The sequence below is a fragment of the Streptomyces sp. 4N509B genome, from assembly GCF_052245655.1.
Classification (GTDB): domain Bacteria; phylum Actinomycetota; class Actinomycetes; order Streptomycetales; family Streptomycetaceae; genus Streptomyces.
The window spans coordinates 37,268-53,510 of sequence record NZ_JBQQBZ010000015.1 but is presented as its reverse complement, the minus strand read 5'-3'; the positions used below and the strand labels follow the sequence as shown (position 1 = coordinate 53,510).

Sequence of the window (16,243 nt, the reverse complement as noted above, 5' to 3'; positions counted from 1 at the left end):
CCAGCGTGGTCCCCGTTCGCGCGGGGCTCGTTCGGTCTGCGCTCCCGCGCGAATCCTCGCCCACGTGCGCAATGCAACATCCCAGTCACGCTACGCTCACAGGGTTCTGACACCAGAACCCGCACGAGAAGCACGTCACCCTGGCAGAACGGCTCACGACGACGCATGCCACAGCACTCCCCCGGGCCCCAGGACGCGGCGCCACGGCCGGCAGCGGCTGAGAGCGCCGCCGGCTCTCCCGCGCCCACCTCCCTCGAGGAGCTGTGGCGCTGCTACAAGACCACCGGCGACGAACGGCTGCGCGAGCAGCTGATCCTTCACTACTCGCCGCTGGTCAAGTACGTGGCGGGCCGGGTCAGCGTGGGCCTGCCGCCCAACGTGGAGCAGGCCGACTTCGTCTCCTCGGGGGTGTTCGGGCTCATCGACGCGATCGAGAAGTTCGACCCGGACCGGTCGATCAAGTTCGAGACGTACGCGATCACCCGCATCCGGGGGGCGATGATCGACGAGCTGCGGGCACTGGACTGGCTCCCCCGGTCGGTGCGGCAGAAGGCCCGCGCCATCGAGCGCGCCTACGCCACCCTGGAGGCGTCGCTGCGGCGCACGCCCTCCGAGTCCGAGGTCGCCCGGGAGATGGGCATCAGCCTGGAGGAGCTGCAGGGCGTCATCAGCCAGCTCTCGCTGGCGAACGTGGTGGCCCTCGAGGAGCTGCTGCACGCCGGCGGCGAGGGCGGCGACCGGCTGAGCCTGATGGACACCCTGGAGGACACGGCCGCCGACAACCCGGTGGAGGTGGCCGAGGACCGGGAGCTGCGCCGCCTGCTGGCACGCGCCGTCAACACGCTGCCGGAGCGCGAGAAGACCGTCGTGACCCTCTACTACTACGAGGGGCTCACGCTCGCGGAGATCGGCGAGGTCCTCGGCGTCACCGAGAGCCGGGTGAGCCAGATCCACACCAAGTCGGTGTTGCAGCTGCGGGCCAAGCTCGCCGACGTCAGCGGCGGCTGACCCCCGCCGGCCCCGGACCACCTCGGCCAGGGCCTATCGTGAGTGCGTGCCCAGGATCCAGGCGGCCTCCGTGGCCGAGCACCGCAGGATGCAGCGCGCCGCGCTGCTGGGCGCCGCGCGGTCCCTCCTGACCGAGGGGGGCGTGACGGCCCTGACCTTCCCGGCCATGGCGCGACGCGCGGGCATGGCCCGCTCCTCCGTCTACGCGTACTTCTCCTCCCGCGCCGCCGTGGTCGAGGAGCTGTGTGCCGCCGACTTTCCGCTCTGGGCGGCGGAGGTCGAGGCGGCGATGGCGGACGCGGCCTCGCCGCGCGACCAGATCGAGGCGTACGTGCGCCGACAGCTGGCGCTCGCGGCCGACCAACGGCATCGGGCCGTGGTGGCGATCTCCGCGGGGGAGCTGAGCGCGGCGGCCAGGGAGAAGATCCGCGCGGCGCACGAGGGGCTGCTGGAGATGGTGGTCGGCGTGCTGCGCGACCTCGGACACCGCGAGCCACGGGTGACGGCGCTGCTCGTGCAGGGCGTCGTGGACGCCGCCGTCCGCTGCGTCGACGCTCGGAGCCCCGGCCGGGACCCCGAGGACGTGGTGGCGGCCGCCGTCCGGCTGGTGCTCGACGGCGTCGGGGAGCGGGACCCCGGTGACGGGCAGCAGTCGGGAGGGTCCGGCGCGTAGCAGCCGGGGTGGCAGGAGGGAGAGCGGGTCGCGGTAGTGCTCGCCCCGCAGCAGACCCCAGTGCAGGCAGGGACCGGGACAGTGGAACGGCCCGTCGGCGAGCTTTCCGACCACCTCGCCCGCCCTCACCCGCTGTCCCTCGGTCACGGCCGGTCGCACCGGCTCGTAGGTGACACGCAGCGGGGGCCCGCCGGTGCCGTCGAGCTCCACGACGACCACCCCCCGCCCGGCGACCGGGCCGGCGAAGGCGATCCGGCCGTCGGCCACCGCTCGCACGGGCGCGCGGGCCGCCGTCGCCAGGTCGACCCCGCGGTGGCCTGGCCCCCAGGGGGTGGCGGGCGGCTCCCACAGCCGGGCCACCAGGGGCCGGGGACCGCCGTCCGCGGCCGGCACCGGCCAGGCCCGCTCCCGGCCGTCGGCGCTGGCGGGCAGCGCGAGGAGGAACGCGGACAGGGCAGTGGAAAGCGTGGAGAGGATCGTCATGCCGCCAGCCTGCTCGTCGATCACCCTCCGTGGCGGACCGTGTTCGACATCTGTGGATGGCGGCGGGCCTGTGGATACGGCGCTCCCTCGTAAGGGTGAAGACGCCGGACCAGGCGGCTCGCGCACGGAGCGCGCTCTGGCGAATCGTTCAGCCGCCGCGCCCGCCCCCGAAGCCGGAGTCCTCGGGGAGATCGAGCTCACTGCGGTTGAGTTCCTCGACGTTCACGTCCTTGAACGTCAGCACGCGCACGCGCTTGACGAAGCGTGCCGGCCGATACATGTCCCACACCCAGGCATCCGCCATGGTGACCTCGAAGAACACCTCTCCCTGCACCGAGTGGACCTGCATCTCGTAGTCGTTGGTGAGGTAGAAGCGACGCTCCGTCTCGATCACGTAGGTGAACAGCCCGACCACGTCGCGGTACTCCCGGTAGAGCTTCAGCTCCATCTCGGTCTCGTACTTCTCGAGGTCCTCGGCACTCATGGCGTGATCCCCTTCAGCCGTGCGTCCCCCGTGCGTTCCCTCATTGTGCGTCACCGACGACGTTGACACGCCGCGACGCCCTCCGGGAGGCCCTGCGGCGGACGAGCGGCCCGTGGAGCGCGCCCGCGACGATCAGCAGCACGCCCGACCCGACGGCGAGGAGCAGCAGCACGAGCGGGCCACGCTCGGAGACGCCGCCCGGCTGCCCGGCGAAGCCGTCCGCGCTGGGAAGCAGTCCGACGCGGCCGATCGGCCACACCGTCGCGTCGACACGGGCCGAGACCGCCTCGCGCGGCACCGTGCCGGGATGGGAGTCCGTCAGCATCGACCGCGAGTCGAGCGAGTCGTGCCGGTGGTCGCCGATGAGGAAGAGCTCCCCGTCGGGCACCGAGGCCGAGAAGGCCTGGGGCTCGCGGCGGGAGTCCTCATCGAGGTAGGGCTCCTGGATGGGTTCGTCGTTCACCGTGAGCAGGCCGTCCGCCGTGCAGCAGGCGACACGGTCGCCGCCGACGCCGACGACCCGCTTGATCATCGGCGCGTCGCCCCACACCTCGTCGGTGAAGACCACGACATCGCCGCGGCGGACCTCGTCCCCGTCGATCCGCTCGGCCAGCACCCGGTCCCCCGCGGAGACCGAGGGCGCCATGGAGTCCGTCGGCACGGCGTACGGCTGGTAGAGGAGGGCCCCCGCGACGAAACCCCCGAGGAAGAGCACCAGGCCGAGGGCGATCGCCACCCCGGCCAGCACCCGTCCCCCGCGCGTCCCGGCGTCACGGCTCGACGCGTCACTCACGCCACGCTCACCTGCCCCCTGCTGCTACCCGGTGCCTACCCTCGCGGACGTCCGCTGTGGTCAGGAGGTGACCCTACCCCTCCCTCCTCCCCGGCCGGCCAGCCCCACATTCGTCGACCAGGAGAACGGGTCAGGCGGAGGGCGAGCCGCCAAGCCGGCGACGCCGCCGCCACAGGACCAGCGGAACCGCGCCGGCCAGACCCACCGCCGGCGGCGCGAGGGCGGAGCCGGCCACGACGTCGAAGGTGTCCGGGCTCGGCAGGGTGGACCACCGCGACACCGGCCAGGCCACCACGACGGCCCGACCGACGACCTTGCTCTCGGGCACGGTGCCCTGGCCCTCCAGATCCTGGTGGTACCGGGAGTCGAGGGAGTCCTGGCGGTTGTCACCCATCACCCACAGCCGGTCCTCGGGCACGGTGATGGGCCCGAAGGGCCGGTCACCGCAGGGCGTGCTGCCGGGGCTGAGGTACGCGCTCTCGTCGAGCGGCTCACCGTTGACCACCACCGGCCCGCCGTCCTTGCACTCCACGGTGTCGCCGCCCACCGCGATCACTCGCTTGATCAGGTCCTGCTCCTCCGACGACGGCATCAGCCCGACGAAGCTCAGCACGTCCTGCACGGCGGCACCGATCCCGCCGCTCGACGGCGTGTCCCCGAGCCAGCCGCCCGGGTCGTTGAAGACGACGACGTCGCCGCGCCCGGGCTCGGAGCCGAACCAGGGCGTCAGCTTGTCGACGAGAACGCGGTCTCCCTTCTGGAGGGTGTCCCGCATGGACTCCGAGGGGATGGAGAAGGCCTGCACCAGGAACGTCTTGATGACCAGCGCCAGGACGATGGCGATACCGACGAGGATCGGCAGCTCCTTCCAGAAGGACCGCTGCTTGGCCTCCTTGCGGGGCTTTCCGTCGCCCTCACCTGCCGCGCCCTCCGCGCCGTCACCGCTCCCGCCGGACGCACCGCCCTCGGAGGCGCCCTCCGCGCCGGACGACCCGTCCTGTCCGGACGGGCCCTTCGGCCCGCTCGCATCGACAGGGCTCGCGCGACCCTCGCCCGAGGCGCCGGCCCCGGGACCGCCACGGTCGCCGGTGCCAGGGGACTTCTCGTCGGATGCCTCGGGCCCCGGCGGCACCGGACGGTCCTCCGGCTCCTCCGCGCTGGACCGCGGACCGACCGCTACATCCCCCACACCTACTCCTCACGCTCCGTCCTGGCCTGTCGGATATCCGCAACAGGCTCACCATTCCCATAACGAGCGGGAGTTCCGCAGGAGTCGGGAGCCGCGAAAATTCCTCGCGATTGTCCCTCCCGGCGTTGACGGAGCCGGCGCCGGGGTCCGGAACGGCCGCGAAGGCCTCCTCGCCGCCCAGACGCTGCCAGTGCCCGAAGGGCCAGGCGATGACCACCGCCCGTCCCACGACCAGGTTCTCCGGCACCGTGCCGTGCCACCGGTCGTCAAGGTGGAACCGGGAGTCGGCCGAGTTCGACCGGTGGTCGCCCATCACGAAGATGCGGTTCTCGGGGACCTTCACCTCGAACTCGATCTGTGAGGGAGGGTTGCCGGGGAAGAGGTACGGCTCGTCCACCGGCGCGCCGTTGACCGTGACCCTGCCCTGCGCGTCGCAACAGGCCACCGTGTCGCCACCGACCCCGATCACGCGCTTGATGAGGTCGTCGTCCTCGCTCGGCAGCAGGCCGATCCACGTGAGGAATCCCTTGACCTGCTTGATCCCGATCGGGTCGTCGTCCTCGGTGGCGGCGGCGCCCGTGTCCTGCAGGAGCCAGCCGCCGGGGTCGTTGAAGACGACGACGTCGCCGCGCTCGGGCTCCCACCCGAACCACGGCGTCAGCTTGTCGACCAGCACCCGGTCGTCGATCCGAATCGTTTCCTCCATCGATCCGGACGGGATGACGAACGCCTGGACCAGAAACGTCTTCAACACCAGGGCGATCAGCAGCGCCACACCTATGAGGATCGGGATCTCGCGGGTGGCGCGCAGCCGGCGGCGACGCTTGATCCGCTTGGCGGCCCGGCGGCGGGCGGCCCGCCCCTCACCAGGGCCGCGCAGCGTGGTCCTCGGCTCGTCCGACTCCGGCTGCTGGTGATCCCTGGGCGCGGCGTGCCGGGAGGTGTGGCCGTGGCCGGCGGGGCGCGGCTCGTCGGCTCCGCGCTCGTGGCGCGGGCGTCCTCGTTTTCCCACGACGGCTACCCTCGACCCGAACCGAGGCCGGCCCAGCGGCTGGGCGGCCAGCCGATCCACTCGACCCGGCCGATGACCTGGTCCTCGGGAACGGTGCCGCCTCCCGGGGAGCCGAGGTACTCCCGGGAGTCGGCGGAGTCGGAACGGTGGTCACCCATCACCCACAACCGTCCCTCCGGCACCTGGATGTCAAACCTGACGTTCGAAGGTCTGTCCCCTGGATAAACGTACGGCTCGTCCAGGGGTTCCCCGTTGACCTCGATCCGGCCCTGGCTGTCGCAGCAGCGCACACGGTCTCCACCGACGCCGATCACGCGCTTGACGTAGTCCGTCTCGGAGGACTGGGCCAGACCGACCGCGGCGCCCGCCGCGCGCAGCAGGCCGCCCAGCGGCCCGGGGTCGGAGGACTCCCCGCCGAACACGCCGCCGCCGTCGAAGACGATGACGTCGCCACGACGCACCTCGCCGCCGAAGCGGTAGGCCAGCTTGTTGACCAGCACCCGGTCCCCGATCTGGAGGGTGCCCTCCATCGACCCGCTGGGGATGACGAAGGGCTGCATCACGTACGAGGTGACCAACGTGGCGATGACGACGGCGACCGCCAGGCCGGCCAGTCCCCTGCGCACCGAACGCCTCCACCACCGGGAGCGGTCCACGCCGCCGGGGTCCTCGTCCGGCCCGGCGGAGCGGTCGCGTTCCGCCTCCGGGGCGTCGGCCGGGGCACGCGCCCCGGCCCGCCCGCCCTGGGCGCCGTCGGACGCGGACGCGAGGGCGGGCTCCCCGTCGGCCGCCGCGTCGCGCTCCGACACGGACCTCGACCCGGACGCGGCACCGGCGTCGGCGTCAACGTCGGGAGACGGACGCGCGGCCTGCTCGGGTGTCTCGGAGAGCGCCTCAGGAGGCGCCTCGGACGCGGTGTCGGAGGACGCCTCGGGCGGCACGTCGGCCGAGTCTCCGGATGCGACCGGGCTCTCGGATGAGGTCACGCCGTGATGGTAACCGGCCGCGTGACGCCGGCCCTCAGCTCTCGCGACGCTCCTTGATCTTGGCGGCCTTGCCCCGCAGGTTGCGCAGGTAGTAGAGCTTGGCGCGGCGGACGGCGCCGCGGGTGACGACCTCGATCTTCTCCACGACCGGGGTGTGCACCGGGAAGGTGCGCTCCACGCCGACACCGAAGCTGACCTTGCGGACGGTGAAGGTCTCCCGCACGCCCCCGCCCTGGCGGCGGATGACGACGCCCTTGAACTGCTGCACGCGGGAGCGGTTGCCCTCGATGACGCGCACGTGGACGTTGACGGTGTCACCGGGGCGGAAGGCCGGGACGTCCTGGCGCAGGGAGGCGGAGTCGACGCTGTCGAGGAGGTTCATGACCTGCTGCTCTCTTCGCTGATGCCACAGGCCATCAGCGGAACGGTGTGGGTGGATCTGACAGGGGTGGCCCCGGTCGGCGGTCTCGCTCCCCCTGTGGCAGGGCGGCGCGCCGCGGTGAGCCGACCGCCTATTCTTCCACGCCGTTCGAGTGGCGCCCAAATCGGCCGTCGGGAAGCTCGCGCCAGCCGAGCTCCAGCAGGGTCGCGCGGTCGGCCGCGTCGAGCAGCGCGGGGTCGCAGCCGGCGATCAGCTCGGGCCGGACGCGGCTGGTACGGCGCAGCGCCTGGTCGCGGCGCCAGCGGGCGATCCTGCCGTGGTGGCCGCTGACCAGCACCTCGGGGACCCCCCGGCCGCGCCAGCTCGGCGGCTTGGTGTAGACGGGCCCCTCCAGCAGGCTGGCCATGGCCCCGGGGGCGAAGGAGTCGTCGCGGTGGGAGGCGGCGTTGCCGAGGACGCCGGGGAGCAGCCGGGCGACAGCCTCGACCATCACCAGCACCGGCGCCTCGCCGCCCGCCAGCACGTAGTCGCCGACCGACAGCTCACGCAGCTCGTACCGCGCGCCGTACTCCTCGACGACGCGACGGTCGATGCCCTCGTACCGGGCGGGCGTGAAGACCAGCCACGGGCGGGCGGAGAGCTCCTCGGCCACGGGCTGGGTGAACGGCTCCCCGCTGGGGGTGGGGACCACCAGCACGGGGGCGTCGGGGGCGCTGCCGTCGGCGGGGGCGTCGGCCAGCACCGCGTCGAGCGCCTCGCCCCACGGCTCCGGCTTCATCACCATGCCGGGACCGCCGCCGTAGGGGGTGTCGTCCACGGTGTGGTGCCGGTCGTGGGTCCAGCTCCGCAGGTCGTGGACGCGGACGTCGAGTTGGCCGCGGGCGCGCGCCTTGCCGACGAGCGAGACGCCGAGCGGCTCCAGGTACTCGGGAAAGATGGTGATGACGTCGATCCTCACGGGGATCCTCACGCACCGCTCTCGTCGAGCAGGCCGGGGGGCGGTGCCACGACGATTCGCCCCGCGCCGAGATCCACCTCGGGAACGATCTCGGCCACGAACGGCACGAGCGCCTCGCTCCCGTCGGGCCGGGCGACGACCAGCAGGTCGTGGCCGGGGGGATGAGCCACCTCGCTGACCTCGCCGACCTCGGCCCCGTCCGTGGTCACCACGCGCAGGCCCACCAGCTGGTGGTCGTAGAACTCCTCGGGGTCCTCGGGCGTCGCGCTCGGGTCCACCTCCGCGAGGAGGAGGGTGTCGCGCAGCGCCTCGGCGGCGGAACGGTCGCCGACACCCGCGATGCGCAGCAGCAGCCGGCCGCTGTGCACCCGGCCGCTCTCGACGGTCAACGGGCCCCGCTCCGGGGGCTCGGTGGCGAGAACGGCTCCCGGCGCGAGCCGCAGCTCGGGCTCGTCGGTGCGCACCTCGACGGCGACCTCGCCCCTGATGCCGTGGGCGCGGCCGATGCGGGCGACGACAACGTGCACGGTGCTCGTTCCGTTCCGTCCTTCAGTGCTGCCTGCCAGGGCGCCGCGGCGCAGCGCCGTGCCTCGCCACGGACGGTGTCCGTGGCGAGGCGGTGCGAACCTCTGCGGATCTCAGCGGATCTCGTCCACGTCGACCAGGTCGACGCGCACGCCCCTGCCGCCGAGCGCTCCCACGACCGTGCGCAGGGAGCGGGCGGTGCGGCCGTTGCGGCCGATGACCTTGCCGAGGTCGTCGGGGTGGACCCGGACCTCCAGCACACGGCCGCGGCGGAGGGTGCGCGAGGCGACCTGGACGTCATCGGGGTGATCGACGATGCCCTTGACCAGGTGTTCGAGGGCCTCTTCCAGCATCCCTTAGCCCTCGGCCGACTCGGCCTTGTCGCCCGACTTCTCGGCGGACTTCTCGGTCTTCTCGGACTTGCTGGTCTTCTTGGCCTTGGGGGTGATGGCCTCACCCTTCGGCTCGCCACCGGACTCCTTGGCCGCGGCCTCGAACAGGGCACGGCGGTCGGGCGCGGGCTCCGCGACCTTCATGGGCGGCGGCGCGGGCAGACCCTTGAACTTCTGCCAGTCGCCGGTGACCCTGAGGATGGCGCGGACGGCCTCGGTCGGCTGCGCGCCGACGCCGAGCCAGTACTGCACGCGGTCGGAGTCGACCTCGATGCGGGAGGGGTTCTGCACCGGGTGGTACAGGCCGATCTCCTCGATGGCGCGGCCGTCCCGGCGGGTCCGGGCGTCCGCGACGACGATGCGGTAGTGCGGCGAGCGGATCTTGCCCAGTCGCTTCAGCTTGATCTTGACTGCCACTGCTGTGGTGTCTCCTGGTCTTGGCTTGGGTGGGCCGCGGGCTGCCGCGTGGGGAGGGCGGCGCGCCGGGGGCCCGACGGACGCGCTGGCCGGAGGAGAGAGGGTCCTGTGCGACCGGCGAGTTCAGCGGTCCATTCTGCCACACGGCGTGACGGCCACCGACCGCGGTCCGGGGCGCCGCGGATACCACCCCCCGTCGCCCCGGACATCACCCCTGCCGTGTCAGGAGGGGGCGCTCATGGCCACCGCGACGCCCGGCTCGGCGATGCGGAAGGGCTTCTTGCACGCGCCACACAGGATCGGCGCCTGCGCGAGAACGGAGGGGACGACGCGGACGTTCCGCCCGCAGTCGCAGACGGCCTTCACGCGCACACCACCCCCCGAGGATCCATGGCGCGCGGCGGGGCCGCGGAAGCTCCGCTTGGTGTCGGTCGCGGTCGCCGCCACGTGTGCGCGGACCGCGCGCTGGAGGCGCTCGGCGGTGGCGCGGTAACGGCGGCGGGTCTCGGCGTTCATGGTGACGAGCGAGAAACCGCTGCTGGGATGCGGGTCGTCGGTGTGGTCCAGGCCGAGCTCCTCGGCGATCGCGAGGAAACGGCGGTTGTGGTATCGCCCGGCGCGGGAGGTGTCCCGCACCCCACGGGCGGCGGCGATGCCGTGCACTGCCTCGTGCAGCAGTCGCTCGAAGGAGAGCTCCGCGCCGCAGGCGGAGGAGGACTCCCCGATCAAGGATTCCGGCGCGGCCAGATCCGGCAGCTCGGGGTGGTGCCGTTGAATGTCGGCCCAGGCGAGTGCCAGCTCGGCGGCGAGAACTGGTGGTGTCGTGCTCACGTCGTACCTAACGAGCGACTTCCCCCGGGTGTTCCGATTCCGGGTCAAGTCCGCGAATTTGCACCTACCAGTCAGTTTGCTGACGAACGCCGGGAAAGGCGTGGCCACGAAAGCGCTGGTCGTGACGGTGCGGCGGGCCGGGGGAGGTCGCGGCGTGGTCGGGGTGGGACTCGGACGGATGCGGTGCCGAGGCGGTCAGTAGGCGCGCCCGACGAGGGCGAGGGTACCCGGGGCGTCGTCGGAGGCGGGCACCGAACCGTCCTCGGCGACCAGGCAGCGCACCGAGACCGCGTCGGCGGCCAGGCGCGCCTCGCCCTCGGGCCCGAGGACCGCCCAGGGAACGCGGGCCCACGCGCCGCCCGAGGCGACCTCGGCGGCCTCCTCCACGGTCCGCACGTCGGTGGTGTTCTCCTCGCGCAGCTGGCGCGACTGGGCCAGCAGCAGCGCCTGGTCCTCCTCCAGCAGCCCGGGCAGCACCTTCGGCAGCGTGTCGAGGGAGACCGGCTCCTTGCCACCCGGGATGCGGCGCGCCAGCATGCCGGAGCCGCCGGCCAGGTCACGCGGACCGATCTCGACGCGCGCGGGCACGCCCTTGAGCTCCCAGTCCACGGCGCGCCGCCCGAACGGGACGTCGGCGCGGTCGTCGACCTCGGTCCGCACCCCGGCGTCGGCCAGTTCGGCCGCCACCCGCCGCACGGCCTCCAGGACCGCGGGGTCGTCCTTGACGGCGAGCACCACGGCCTGCACGGGCGCGAGCCGCGGCGGGACACGCAGTCCGTTGTCGTCGCCGTGGGTCATGATGAGCCCGCCGACCATGCGGGTGGAACTGCCCCAGGAGGTCTGCCAGACCAGTTCGCGGCTGCCGTCCTTCGCCAGGTAGCTGGTGTCGAAGGCGCGGGCGAAGTTCTGGCCGAGCTCGTGGCTGGTGCCCATCTGGAGCGCCTTGCGGTCGCGCATCATGCCCTCCAGCGTGAGGGTGTTGATGGCGCCGGCGAAGCGCTCGGCGGCGGTCTTGCGGCCCGGGACCACGTCCATCGCGAGGACGTTCGTCATGAAGTCGCCGTAGACCTCACGGTGGATCAGGGCGGCGTAGTCGCGCGCCTCCTCGAAGGTGGCGTGCGCGGTGTGGCCCTCCTGCCAGAGGAACTCCGAGGTGCGCAGGAAGGCGCGGGTGCGCATCTCCCAGCGGACGACGTTGGCCCACTGGTTGACCAGCAGGGGCAGGTCCCGGTAGCTCTGCACCCACTTGGCGAAGAACTCGTTGATGATCATCTCGGAGGTGGGCCGGATGACGGCCGGCTCCTCCAGCTGCTTGCCGCCGCCGTGGGTGACGACCGCCAACTCGGGGGCGAAGCCCTCGACGTGCTCCGCCTCCTTGGCCATGTGCGCCTGCGGGATGAGCAGCGGGAAGTAGGCGTTGCGGGCGCCCGCCGCCTTGATGCGGGCGTCCATCTCCTGCTGCATCCGCTCCCACAGCGCGTACCCGTACGGTCGGATGACCATGGTGCCGCGGACCGGCCCGTTGTCGGCCAGTTCGGCCTTGTTGATCACGTCCTGGTACCAGCGGGGGAAGTCCTCCGCCTGGGGGGTGAGTACGGGAGCCTTAGCCATGCGGGGCATGGTACGGGTCGGCGGGGCCGAAGCGTGAATCGACCGCGGCCACGCGGCCATCCCCGGCCATGGACAGGCCCCGAAGGCTGTCCCGTCACCCCGGCGGGCACCGAGCGGCCCCTGCCCACCGGGAAGGGCGGATCAGCGCTCAGCGGGGCGGCAGCATGTCCCTGAACTCCTTGGGCAGCTCGAAGTTCTCGGCGTCGAACGGGGCGTCCTCGTCGCCACGCGTGGCCGCCGCGCGCTCCTCCGCCTGCCGCTTCATGGGGTTGCCCGAGCGGCGGGCGCCCTTGCCCTTCTTCTGCTTCCCCTTGCGCTTGGCCGCGGCGCCCGCGCCGGGCATCCCCGGCATGCCAGGCATCCCCGGCATGCCGCCGCCCCTGGCCATCTTGGACATCATCTTGCGGGCCTCGAAGAAGCGCTCCACGAGGTTCTTCACGGCCGAGACGTCCACGCCCGAGCCACGGGCGATCCGGGCGCGGCGCGAGCCATTGATGATCTTGGGGTCGGCGCGCTCGCCGGGGGTCATGGACTTGATGATCGCGGCGGTGCGGTCGACGTCGCGGTCGTCGAGGTTGTTGATCTGGTCGCGCATCTGGCCCATGCCGGGCATCATGCCGAGCAGCTTGGAGATGGAGCCCATCTTGCGGACCTGCTCCATCTGCGCCAGGAAGTCCTCGAGGGTGAACTCCTTGGGTCCCTTCGCCAGCTTGCTGGCGAGCTTCTCGGCCTCCTCCTGGTCGAAGGTCCGCTCCGCCTTCTCGATGAGGCTGAGCATGTCCCCCATGCCGAGGATGCGCGAGGCCATCCGGTCGGGGTGGAAGGCGTCGAAGTCGTCGAGCTTCTCGCCGTTGGAGGCGAACATGATCTGGCGGCCGGTGACCTGCGCGATGGAGAGCGCGGCGCCACCGCGCGCGTCGCCGTCGAGCTTGGAGAGCACCACGCCGTCGAAGCCCACGCCGTCGCGGAACGCCTCGGCGGTGGTGACGGCGTCCTGGCCGATCATGGCGTCCACGACGAAGAGCACCTCGTCGGGGCTGACCGCGTCCCGGATGTCGGCGGCCTGCCGCATCATCTCCTCGTCGATGCCGAGGCGGCCGGCGGTGTCGACGATGACGACGTCGTACTGCTTGTCGCGGGCGTAGGCGACCGACTCCTCGGCGACCCTGACGGGGTCTCCCACACCGTTGCCCGGCTCCGGGGCGAAGATCGCCACGCCGGCGCGTTCGGCGACGACGGTCAGCTGGCCGACCGCGTTCGGCCGCTGCAGGTCGCAGGCGACGAGCAGCGGCGTGTGGCCCTGGCCTGCCAGCCAGCGGCCGAGCTTGCCGGCGAGCGTCGTCTTGCCGGCGCCCTGGAGGCCGGCGAGCATGATGACGGTCGGCGGGTTCTTGGCCAGGCGCAGGCGCCGCGTCTCGCCGCCGAGGATGCCGACGAGCTCCTCGTTGACGATCTTGATGACCTGCTGGGCGGGGTTGAGGGCCCGGGAGACCTCGGCGCCGCGGGCCCGCTCCTTGACCTGGTTGATGAAGGCGCGCACCACGGGCAACGCGACGTCCGCCTCCAGCAGCGCGACGCGGATCTCGCGCGCGGTGGCGTCGATGTCGGCCTCGCTCAGACGGCCCTTGCCCCTGAGGTTACGGAATGTGGTCGCAAGGCGATCCGAGAGAGTGTCGAACACGGTGCCGTCAGTCCTCCTGGGCCCTGGCGCGGCGGTGGCTTGGGTGCGTAACGGGCTCCCCCGGGGGTCCGCGGAACCGGGAGAGGTTCTCCAGCGTATCCGGCCGCCGCCGGAACGGTCAGCCCACGGTGGGCGCCCGACGGCCCGCTCAGTCGGGGGCGAGCGCGCGCTCCAGCTCGTGGCTGAGCGCGGTGGCCTCCTCGGGCGGCAGCGGGCCGCCGTCCGGCAGCGTGACGTAGAAGGCGTCCACCGCGTTGGCTCCCAACGTGCTGACGTGGGCGCTGCGCACCCGTGCTCCCGAGCCCTCCAACGCGTGGCCGATGCGGTACAGCAGGCCGGGGGCGTCCTGCGCGCGCACCTCGATGACGGTGGCGCGCTGGGAGCCGAGGGGCGCGATCGTCACGCGGGGCGGCGGCACGCGGGAGGAGCGGCGGCGGGGGCGGCGGTAGGCGGCCTCGCGCTCCGCGAGGCGGGTGGCGATGTCGAGCGAGCCGTCGAGCGCGCGCACCAGGTCCGACCGCAGCCGGTCCGGCTCCGGCAGCGAGCCGTACTCGGCGGCGACCCGCCAGTCCAGCAGCAGCACCGGGCCCTGCCCCGCCGGGTCGACGCTGCGCAGCTCGGCGGAGCGGACCGTGAGGCGGTGGAGCGCGAGGACGCCGGCCATGGCGGGCAGCACCCCGGGACGTTCGGGCAGGGCGACCAGGAGCTCCACGCCGACGGGTTCCGGCTCACCGTCCGGAGCGCCGTCCTGGGCCCGGCCCCGCGCGGCGTCCCGCCTGGTGTCCCGCTCGCCGCCCCGCGCCGTCCGGGGGGCGGGGTCCCGCTCGGGCTCCTGCGGCCGGCTGTGGAGGGCGAGCACGGCCGCCCCCGTGCGCACGGCCTCCATGGCGAGCCGCTCGGCGACGACGGTGGGCTGCGGCACGGCCTCGGCCGCGGCGCCGCCGTTCCCCTCGCCGAGGGTGGCCGCGACGCGCTTGGCGAGGTCCTCGACGAGCGAGGCGCGCCAGGAGGACCAGGCCGCGGGGCCGGTGGCGAGCGCGTCGGCCTCGGTGAGGGCGTGGAGCAGTTCGAGAGTGCCGGCCGTGCCGACGGTCTCGGCGACGTGCGCCACCGTGGCCGGGTCGTCGAGGTCACGGCGCGTGGCCGTGTTGACCAGCAGCAGGTGGTGGCGGACCAGGGTGGCGAGCACCTCCGTGTCGGCCGGGCCGAAGCCGATGCGGTGGGCCATGTCGCGGGCGATCGTCTCGCCGGCGACGCTGTGGTCGCCGGGCCAGCCCTTGCCGATGTCGTGGAGCAGGGCGGCGACGAGCAGCAGGTCGGGGCGGCCGACGCGGCGGGTCAGGGCGGCGGCGCGCACGGTGGTCTCCACCAGGTGCCGGTCCACGGTCCAGCGGTGGACCGGGTTGCGCTGGGGGCGGCAGCGGACGCGCTCCCAGTCGGGCAGCAGCCGGGTGATGAGGCCGGCGGCCTCCAGCGCCTCCCACACCGGGACGGTGTCGGGCCCGGCGCCGAGCAGGGTGAGGAACTGCTCGCGGGCCTCCGACGGCCAGGGCACGGGCAGCGGGGTGTCGGCGGCGGCGAGGGCGTGGACGGCGGGGAGCGCGAGGGGAAGCCCCGCCTGGGCCGCCGCGGCGGCGGCGCGCAACGGCAGCACCGGGTCGCGGTCGGGTCGGGCGGCGCGGGCGAGCACGACCTCGCCCTCCTGCTCGACGACGCCCTCGGCGAGGGGGGTGCGCTCGGGCTCCGCGGGCCGCCGGGCTCCGGCCCGGGAGGTGCGGGAGCGACCGCCGAGGAGGCCGCGGACCCGGCTGCGGGCGGTGCGGGCGCGGAGCACACGGCCGACCTCCCGCCAGGTGACGTCGGAGGCGTAGCAGATGGTGCGGGCGGCCTCGTAGACGGAGCGGAGCAGGGCGTCCGCGTCGAGGACGCCGAGGGCGTCGGCGACCTGGTCCTGGTCCTCCAGGGCGAGGCGGTCGGTGGCGCGGCCGGTGGTGAGGTGGAGGGCGTCGCGGACGTCGAGGAGGACGTTGCGCGCCGCCTCCAGTCCCTGGCGGGGGGCGTCGGCGACCCAGGAGGCGGCGACGGCGCGCAGCGCGGTGGCGTCGCGCAGGCCGCCGCGGGCCTCCTTGAGGTCGGGTTCGAGGAGGAACGGCAGCTCGCCGTGGCGGCGGGCGCGTTCCCGGCCGAGCTCGTGCAGCTGCGGCAGGCGGGCGGGGGCCTGCGCGCGCCACTGGGCGAGGAGGGCGGTGCGCAGCTCGGCGGTGAGGGTCGCGTCGCCGGCGACGTGCCGGGCGTCGAGCAGGCCGAGGTGGACCTTGAGGTCCTCGGCGGCCTGGTCGTGCGCCTCCTTCAGGGTGCGCACGGAGTGGTCGAGGGAGATGCCGAGGTCCCAGACGGGGTACCACAGCCGGTTGGCGACGGCGGCGATGTCGTCGTCGCTGGCGCCGCCGTCGTGGAGCAGCAGGACGTCGAGGTCGCTGCGCGGTGAGAGCTCGCCGCGCCCGTAGCCGCCGACGGCGACCAGGGCGAGGCGGGTGGGGCGGGGCTCCTCGGCGAGGAGGCCCGCCAGCCAGCCGTCGGTGAGGCGGGCCAGCTCGGCGCGGCGCGGCGGCCCGGTCAGCGCCTGCCGGGCCCCGCCGTCGGGCGGGGTCAGCAGGCGCAGCCGGGCCGCCGCGTAGCTGCCGCTGGGGCCGTCGTCGCCGATGGTGGGCTCGCCGGTGGGCTTCGTCTCCGCCGTCATGCGCGGTCCCCAACTCCTGGTGAGTGTCGTCCTGGTGTCCTGCCGGCCCGCCGCCCCGTGGCGTGGACGGGGCGGGCA

At 73.5% G+C, this 16,243-nt stretch carries 16 protein-coding genes and 1 pseudogene; 2 read left to right on the top strand and 15 right to left on the bottom strand.

Annotation, left to right across the window (positions count from 1 at the left end):
* Window positions 1–165 precede the first annotated feature (165 nt).
* Both whiG and ACTWP5_RS16070 read left to right on the top strand, forming a co-directional pair.
* A complete protein-coding gene (whiG, locus tag ACTWP5_RS16075) occupies window positions 166–1,008 on the top strand; it encodes an RNA polymerase sigma factor WhiG (protein WP_443221628.1) in 843 nt (280 codons plus the stop codon).
* Between the two features lie 70 nt (window positions 1,009–1,078).
* Window positions 1,079–1,681 carry a TetR/AcrR family transcriptional regulator gene (locus ACTWP5_RS16070; protein ID WP_443221699.1) on the top strand — a complete coding sequence of 201 codons (603 nt, stop codon included), beginning with the start codon at window positions 1,079–1,081 and terminating at the stop codon, window positions 1,679–1,681.
* An 84-nt stretch (window positions 1,682–1,765) separates the two neighbouring features.
* On the opposite strand, the pseudogene ACTWP5_RS16065 reads toward ACTWP5_RS16070, so the two are convergent.
* The 15 genes and pseudogenes from ACTWP5_RS16065 to ACTWP5_RS15995 form a co-directional block, all read right to left on the bottom strand.
* A pseudogene (locus ACTWP5_RS16065) lies at window positions 1,766–2,164 on the bottom strand (peptidoglycan DD-metalloendopeptidase family protein); the annotation flags it as partial.
* A 148-nt stretch (window positions 2,165–2,312) separates the two neighbouring features.
* Window positions 2,313–2,648, bottom strand: a complete 336-nt coding sequence (locus ACTWP5_RS16060; protein WP_443221627.1) for a DUF2469 domain-containing protein — start codon at window positions 2,646–2,648, stop codon at window positions 2,313–2,315.
* Window positions 2,649–2,688: 40 nt separating this feature from the next.
* Window positions 2,689–3,441: a signal peptidase I gene (lepB, locus tag ACTWP5_RS16055; RefSeq protein WP_443221626.1), complete on the bottom strand. Its 753-nt coding sequence runs from the start codon at window positions 3,439–3,441 to the stop codon at window positions 2,689–2,691.
* Between the two features lie 130 nt (window positions 3,442–3,571).
* Window positions 3,572–4,297, bottom strand: a complete 726-nt coding sequence (lepB, locus tag ACTWP5_RS16050) for a signal peptidase I (protein ID WP_443221698.1) — start codon at window positions 4,295–4,297, stop codon at window positions 3,572–3,574.
* Window positions 4,298–4,379: 82 nt separating this feature from the next.
* Window positions 4,380–5,642, bottom strand: a complete 1,263-nt coding sequence (gene lepB / locus ACTWP5_RS16045; protein ID WP_443221625.1) for a signal peptidase I — start codon at window positions 5,640–5,642, stop codon at window positions 4,380–4,382.
* Between the two features lie 5 nt (window positions 5,643–5,647).
* Window positions 5,648–6,451 carry a signal peptidase I gene (lepB, locus tag ACTWP5_RS16040; protein WP_443221697.1) on the bottom strand — a complete coding sequence of 268 codons (804 nt, stop codon included), beginning with the start codon at window positions 6,449–6,451 and terminating at the stop codon, window positions 5,648–5,650.
* Window positions 6,452–6,662: 211 nt separating this feature from the next.
* A complete protein-coding gene (gene rplS, locus ACTWP5_RS16035) occupies window positions 6,663–7,010 on the bottom strand; it encodes a 50S ribosomal protein L19 (protein ID WP_443221624.1) in 348 nt (115 codons plus the stop codon).
* A 130-nt stretch (window positions 7,011–7,140) separates the two neighbouring features.
* Window positions 7,141–7,968 (bottom strand): tRNA (guanosine(37)-N1)-methyltransferase TrmD, encoded by an 828-nt coding sequence (gene trmD, locus ACTWP5_RS16030; RefSeq protein ID WP_443221623.1) that lies wholly within the window; start codon window positions 7,966–7,968, stop codon window positions 7,141–7,143.
* 8 nt (window positions 7,969–7,976) lie between these two features.
* Window positions 7,977–8,495 carry a ribosome maturation factor RimM gene (gene rimM / locus ACTWP5_RS16025; protein WP_443221622.1) on the bottom strand — a complete coding sequence of 173 codons (519 nt, stop codon included), beginning with the start codon at window positions 8,493–8,495 and terminating at the stop codon, window positions 7,977–7,979.
* A 111-nt stretch (window positions 8,496–8,606) separates the two neighbouring features.
* Entirely contained in the window at window positions 8,607–8,846 is a 240-nt protein-coding gene (locus ACTWP5_RS16020; RefSeq protein WP_443221621.1) for an RNA-binding protein, read from the bottom strand.
* 3 nt (window positions 8,847–8,849) lie between these two features.
* Entirely contained in the window at window positions 8,850–9,302 is a 453-nt protein-coding gene (rpsP, locus tag ACTWP5_RS16015; protein WP_443221620.1) for a 30S ribosomal protein S16, read from the bottom strand.
* A 222-nt stretch (window positions 9,303–9,524) separates the two neighbouring features.
* Entirely contained in the window at window positions 9,525–10,133 is a 609-nt protein-coding gene (locus tag ACTWP5_RS16010; RefSeq protein WP_443221619.1) for a hypothetical protein, read from the bottom strand.
* A gap of 195 nt (window positions 10,134–10,328) precedes the next feature.
* Complete coding sequence (proS, locus tag ACTWP5_RS16005; protein WP_443221618.1) at window positions 10,329–11,744, bottom strand: proline--tRNA ligase; 1,416 nt, start codon at window positions 11,742–11,744, stop codon at window positions 10,329–10,331.
* A gap of 148 nt (window positions 11,745–11,892) precedes the next feature.
* Window positions 11,893–13,425 (bottom strand): signal recognition particle protein, encoded by a 1,533-nt coding sequence (gene ffh, locus ACTWP5_RS16000; RefSeq protein ID WP_443221617.1) that lies wholly within the window; start codon window positions 13,423–13,425, stop codon window positions 11,893–11,895.
* A 148-nt stretch (window positions 13,426–13,573) separates the two neighbouring features.
* Complete coding sequence (locus ACTWP5_RS15995) at window positions 13,574–16,165, bottom strand: [protein-PII] uridylyltransferase (protein ID WP_443221616.1); 2,592 nt, start codon at window positions 16,163–16,165, stop codon at window positions 13,574–13,576.
* Window positions 16,166–16,243 lie beyond the last annotated feature (78 nt).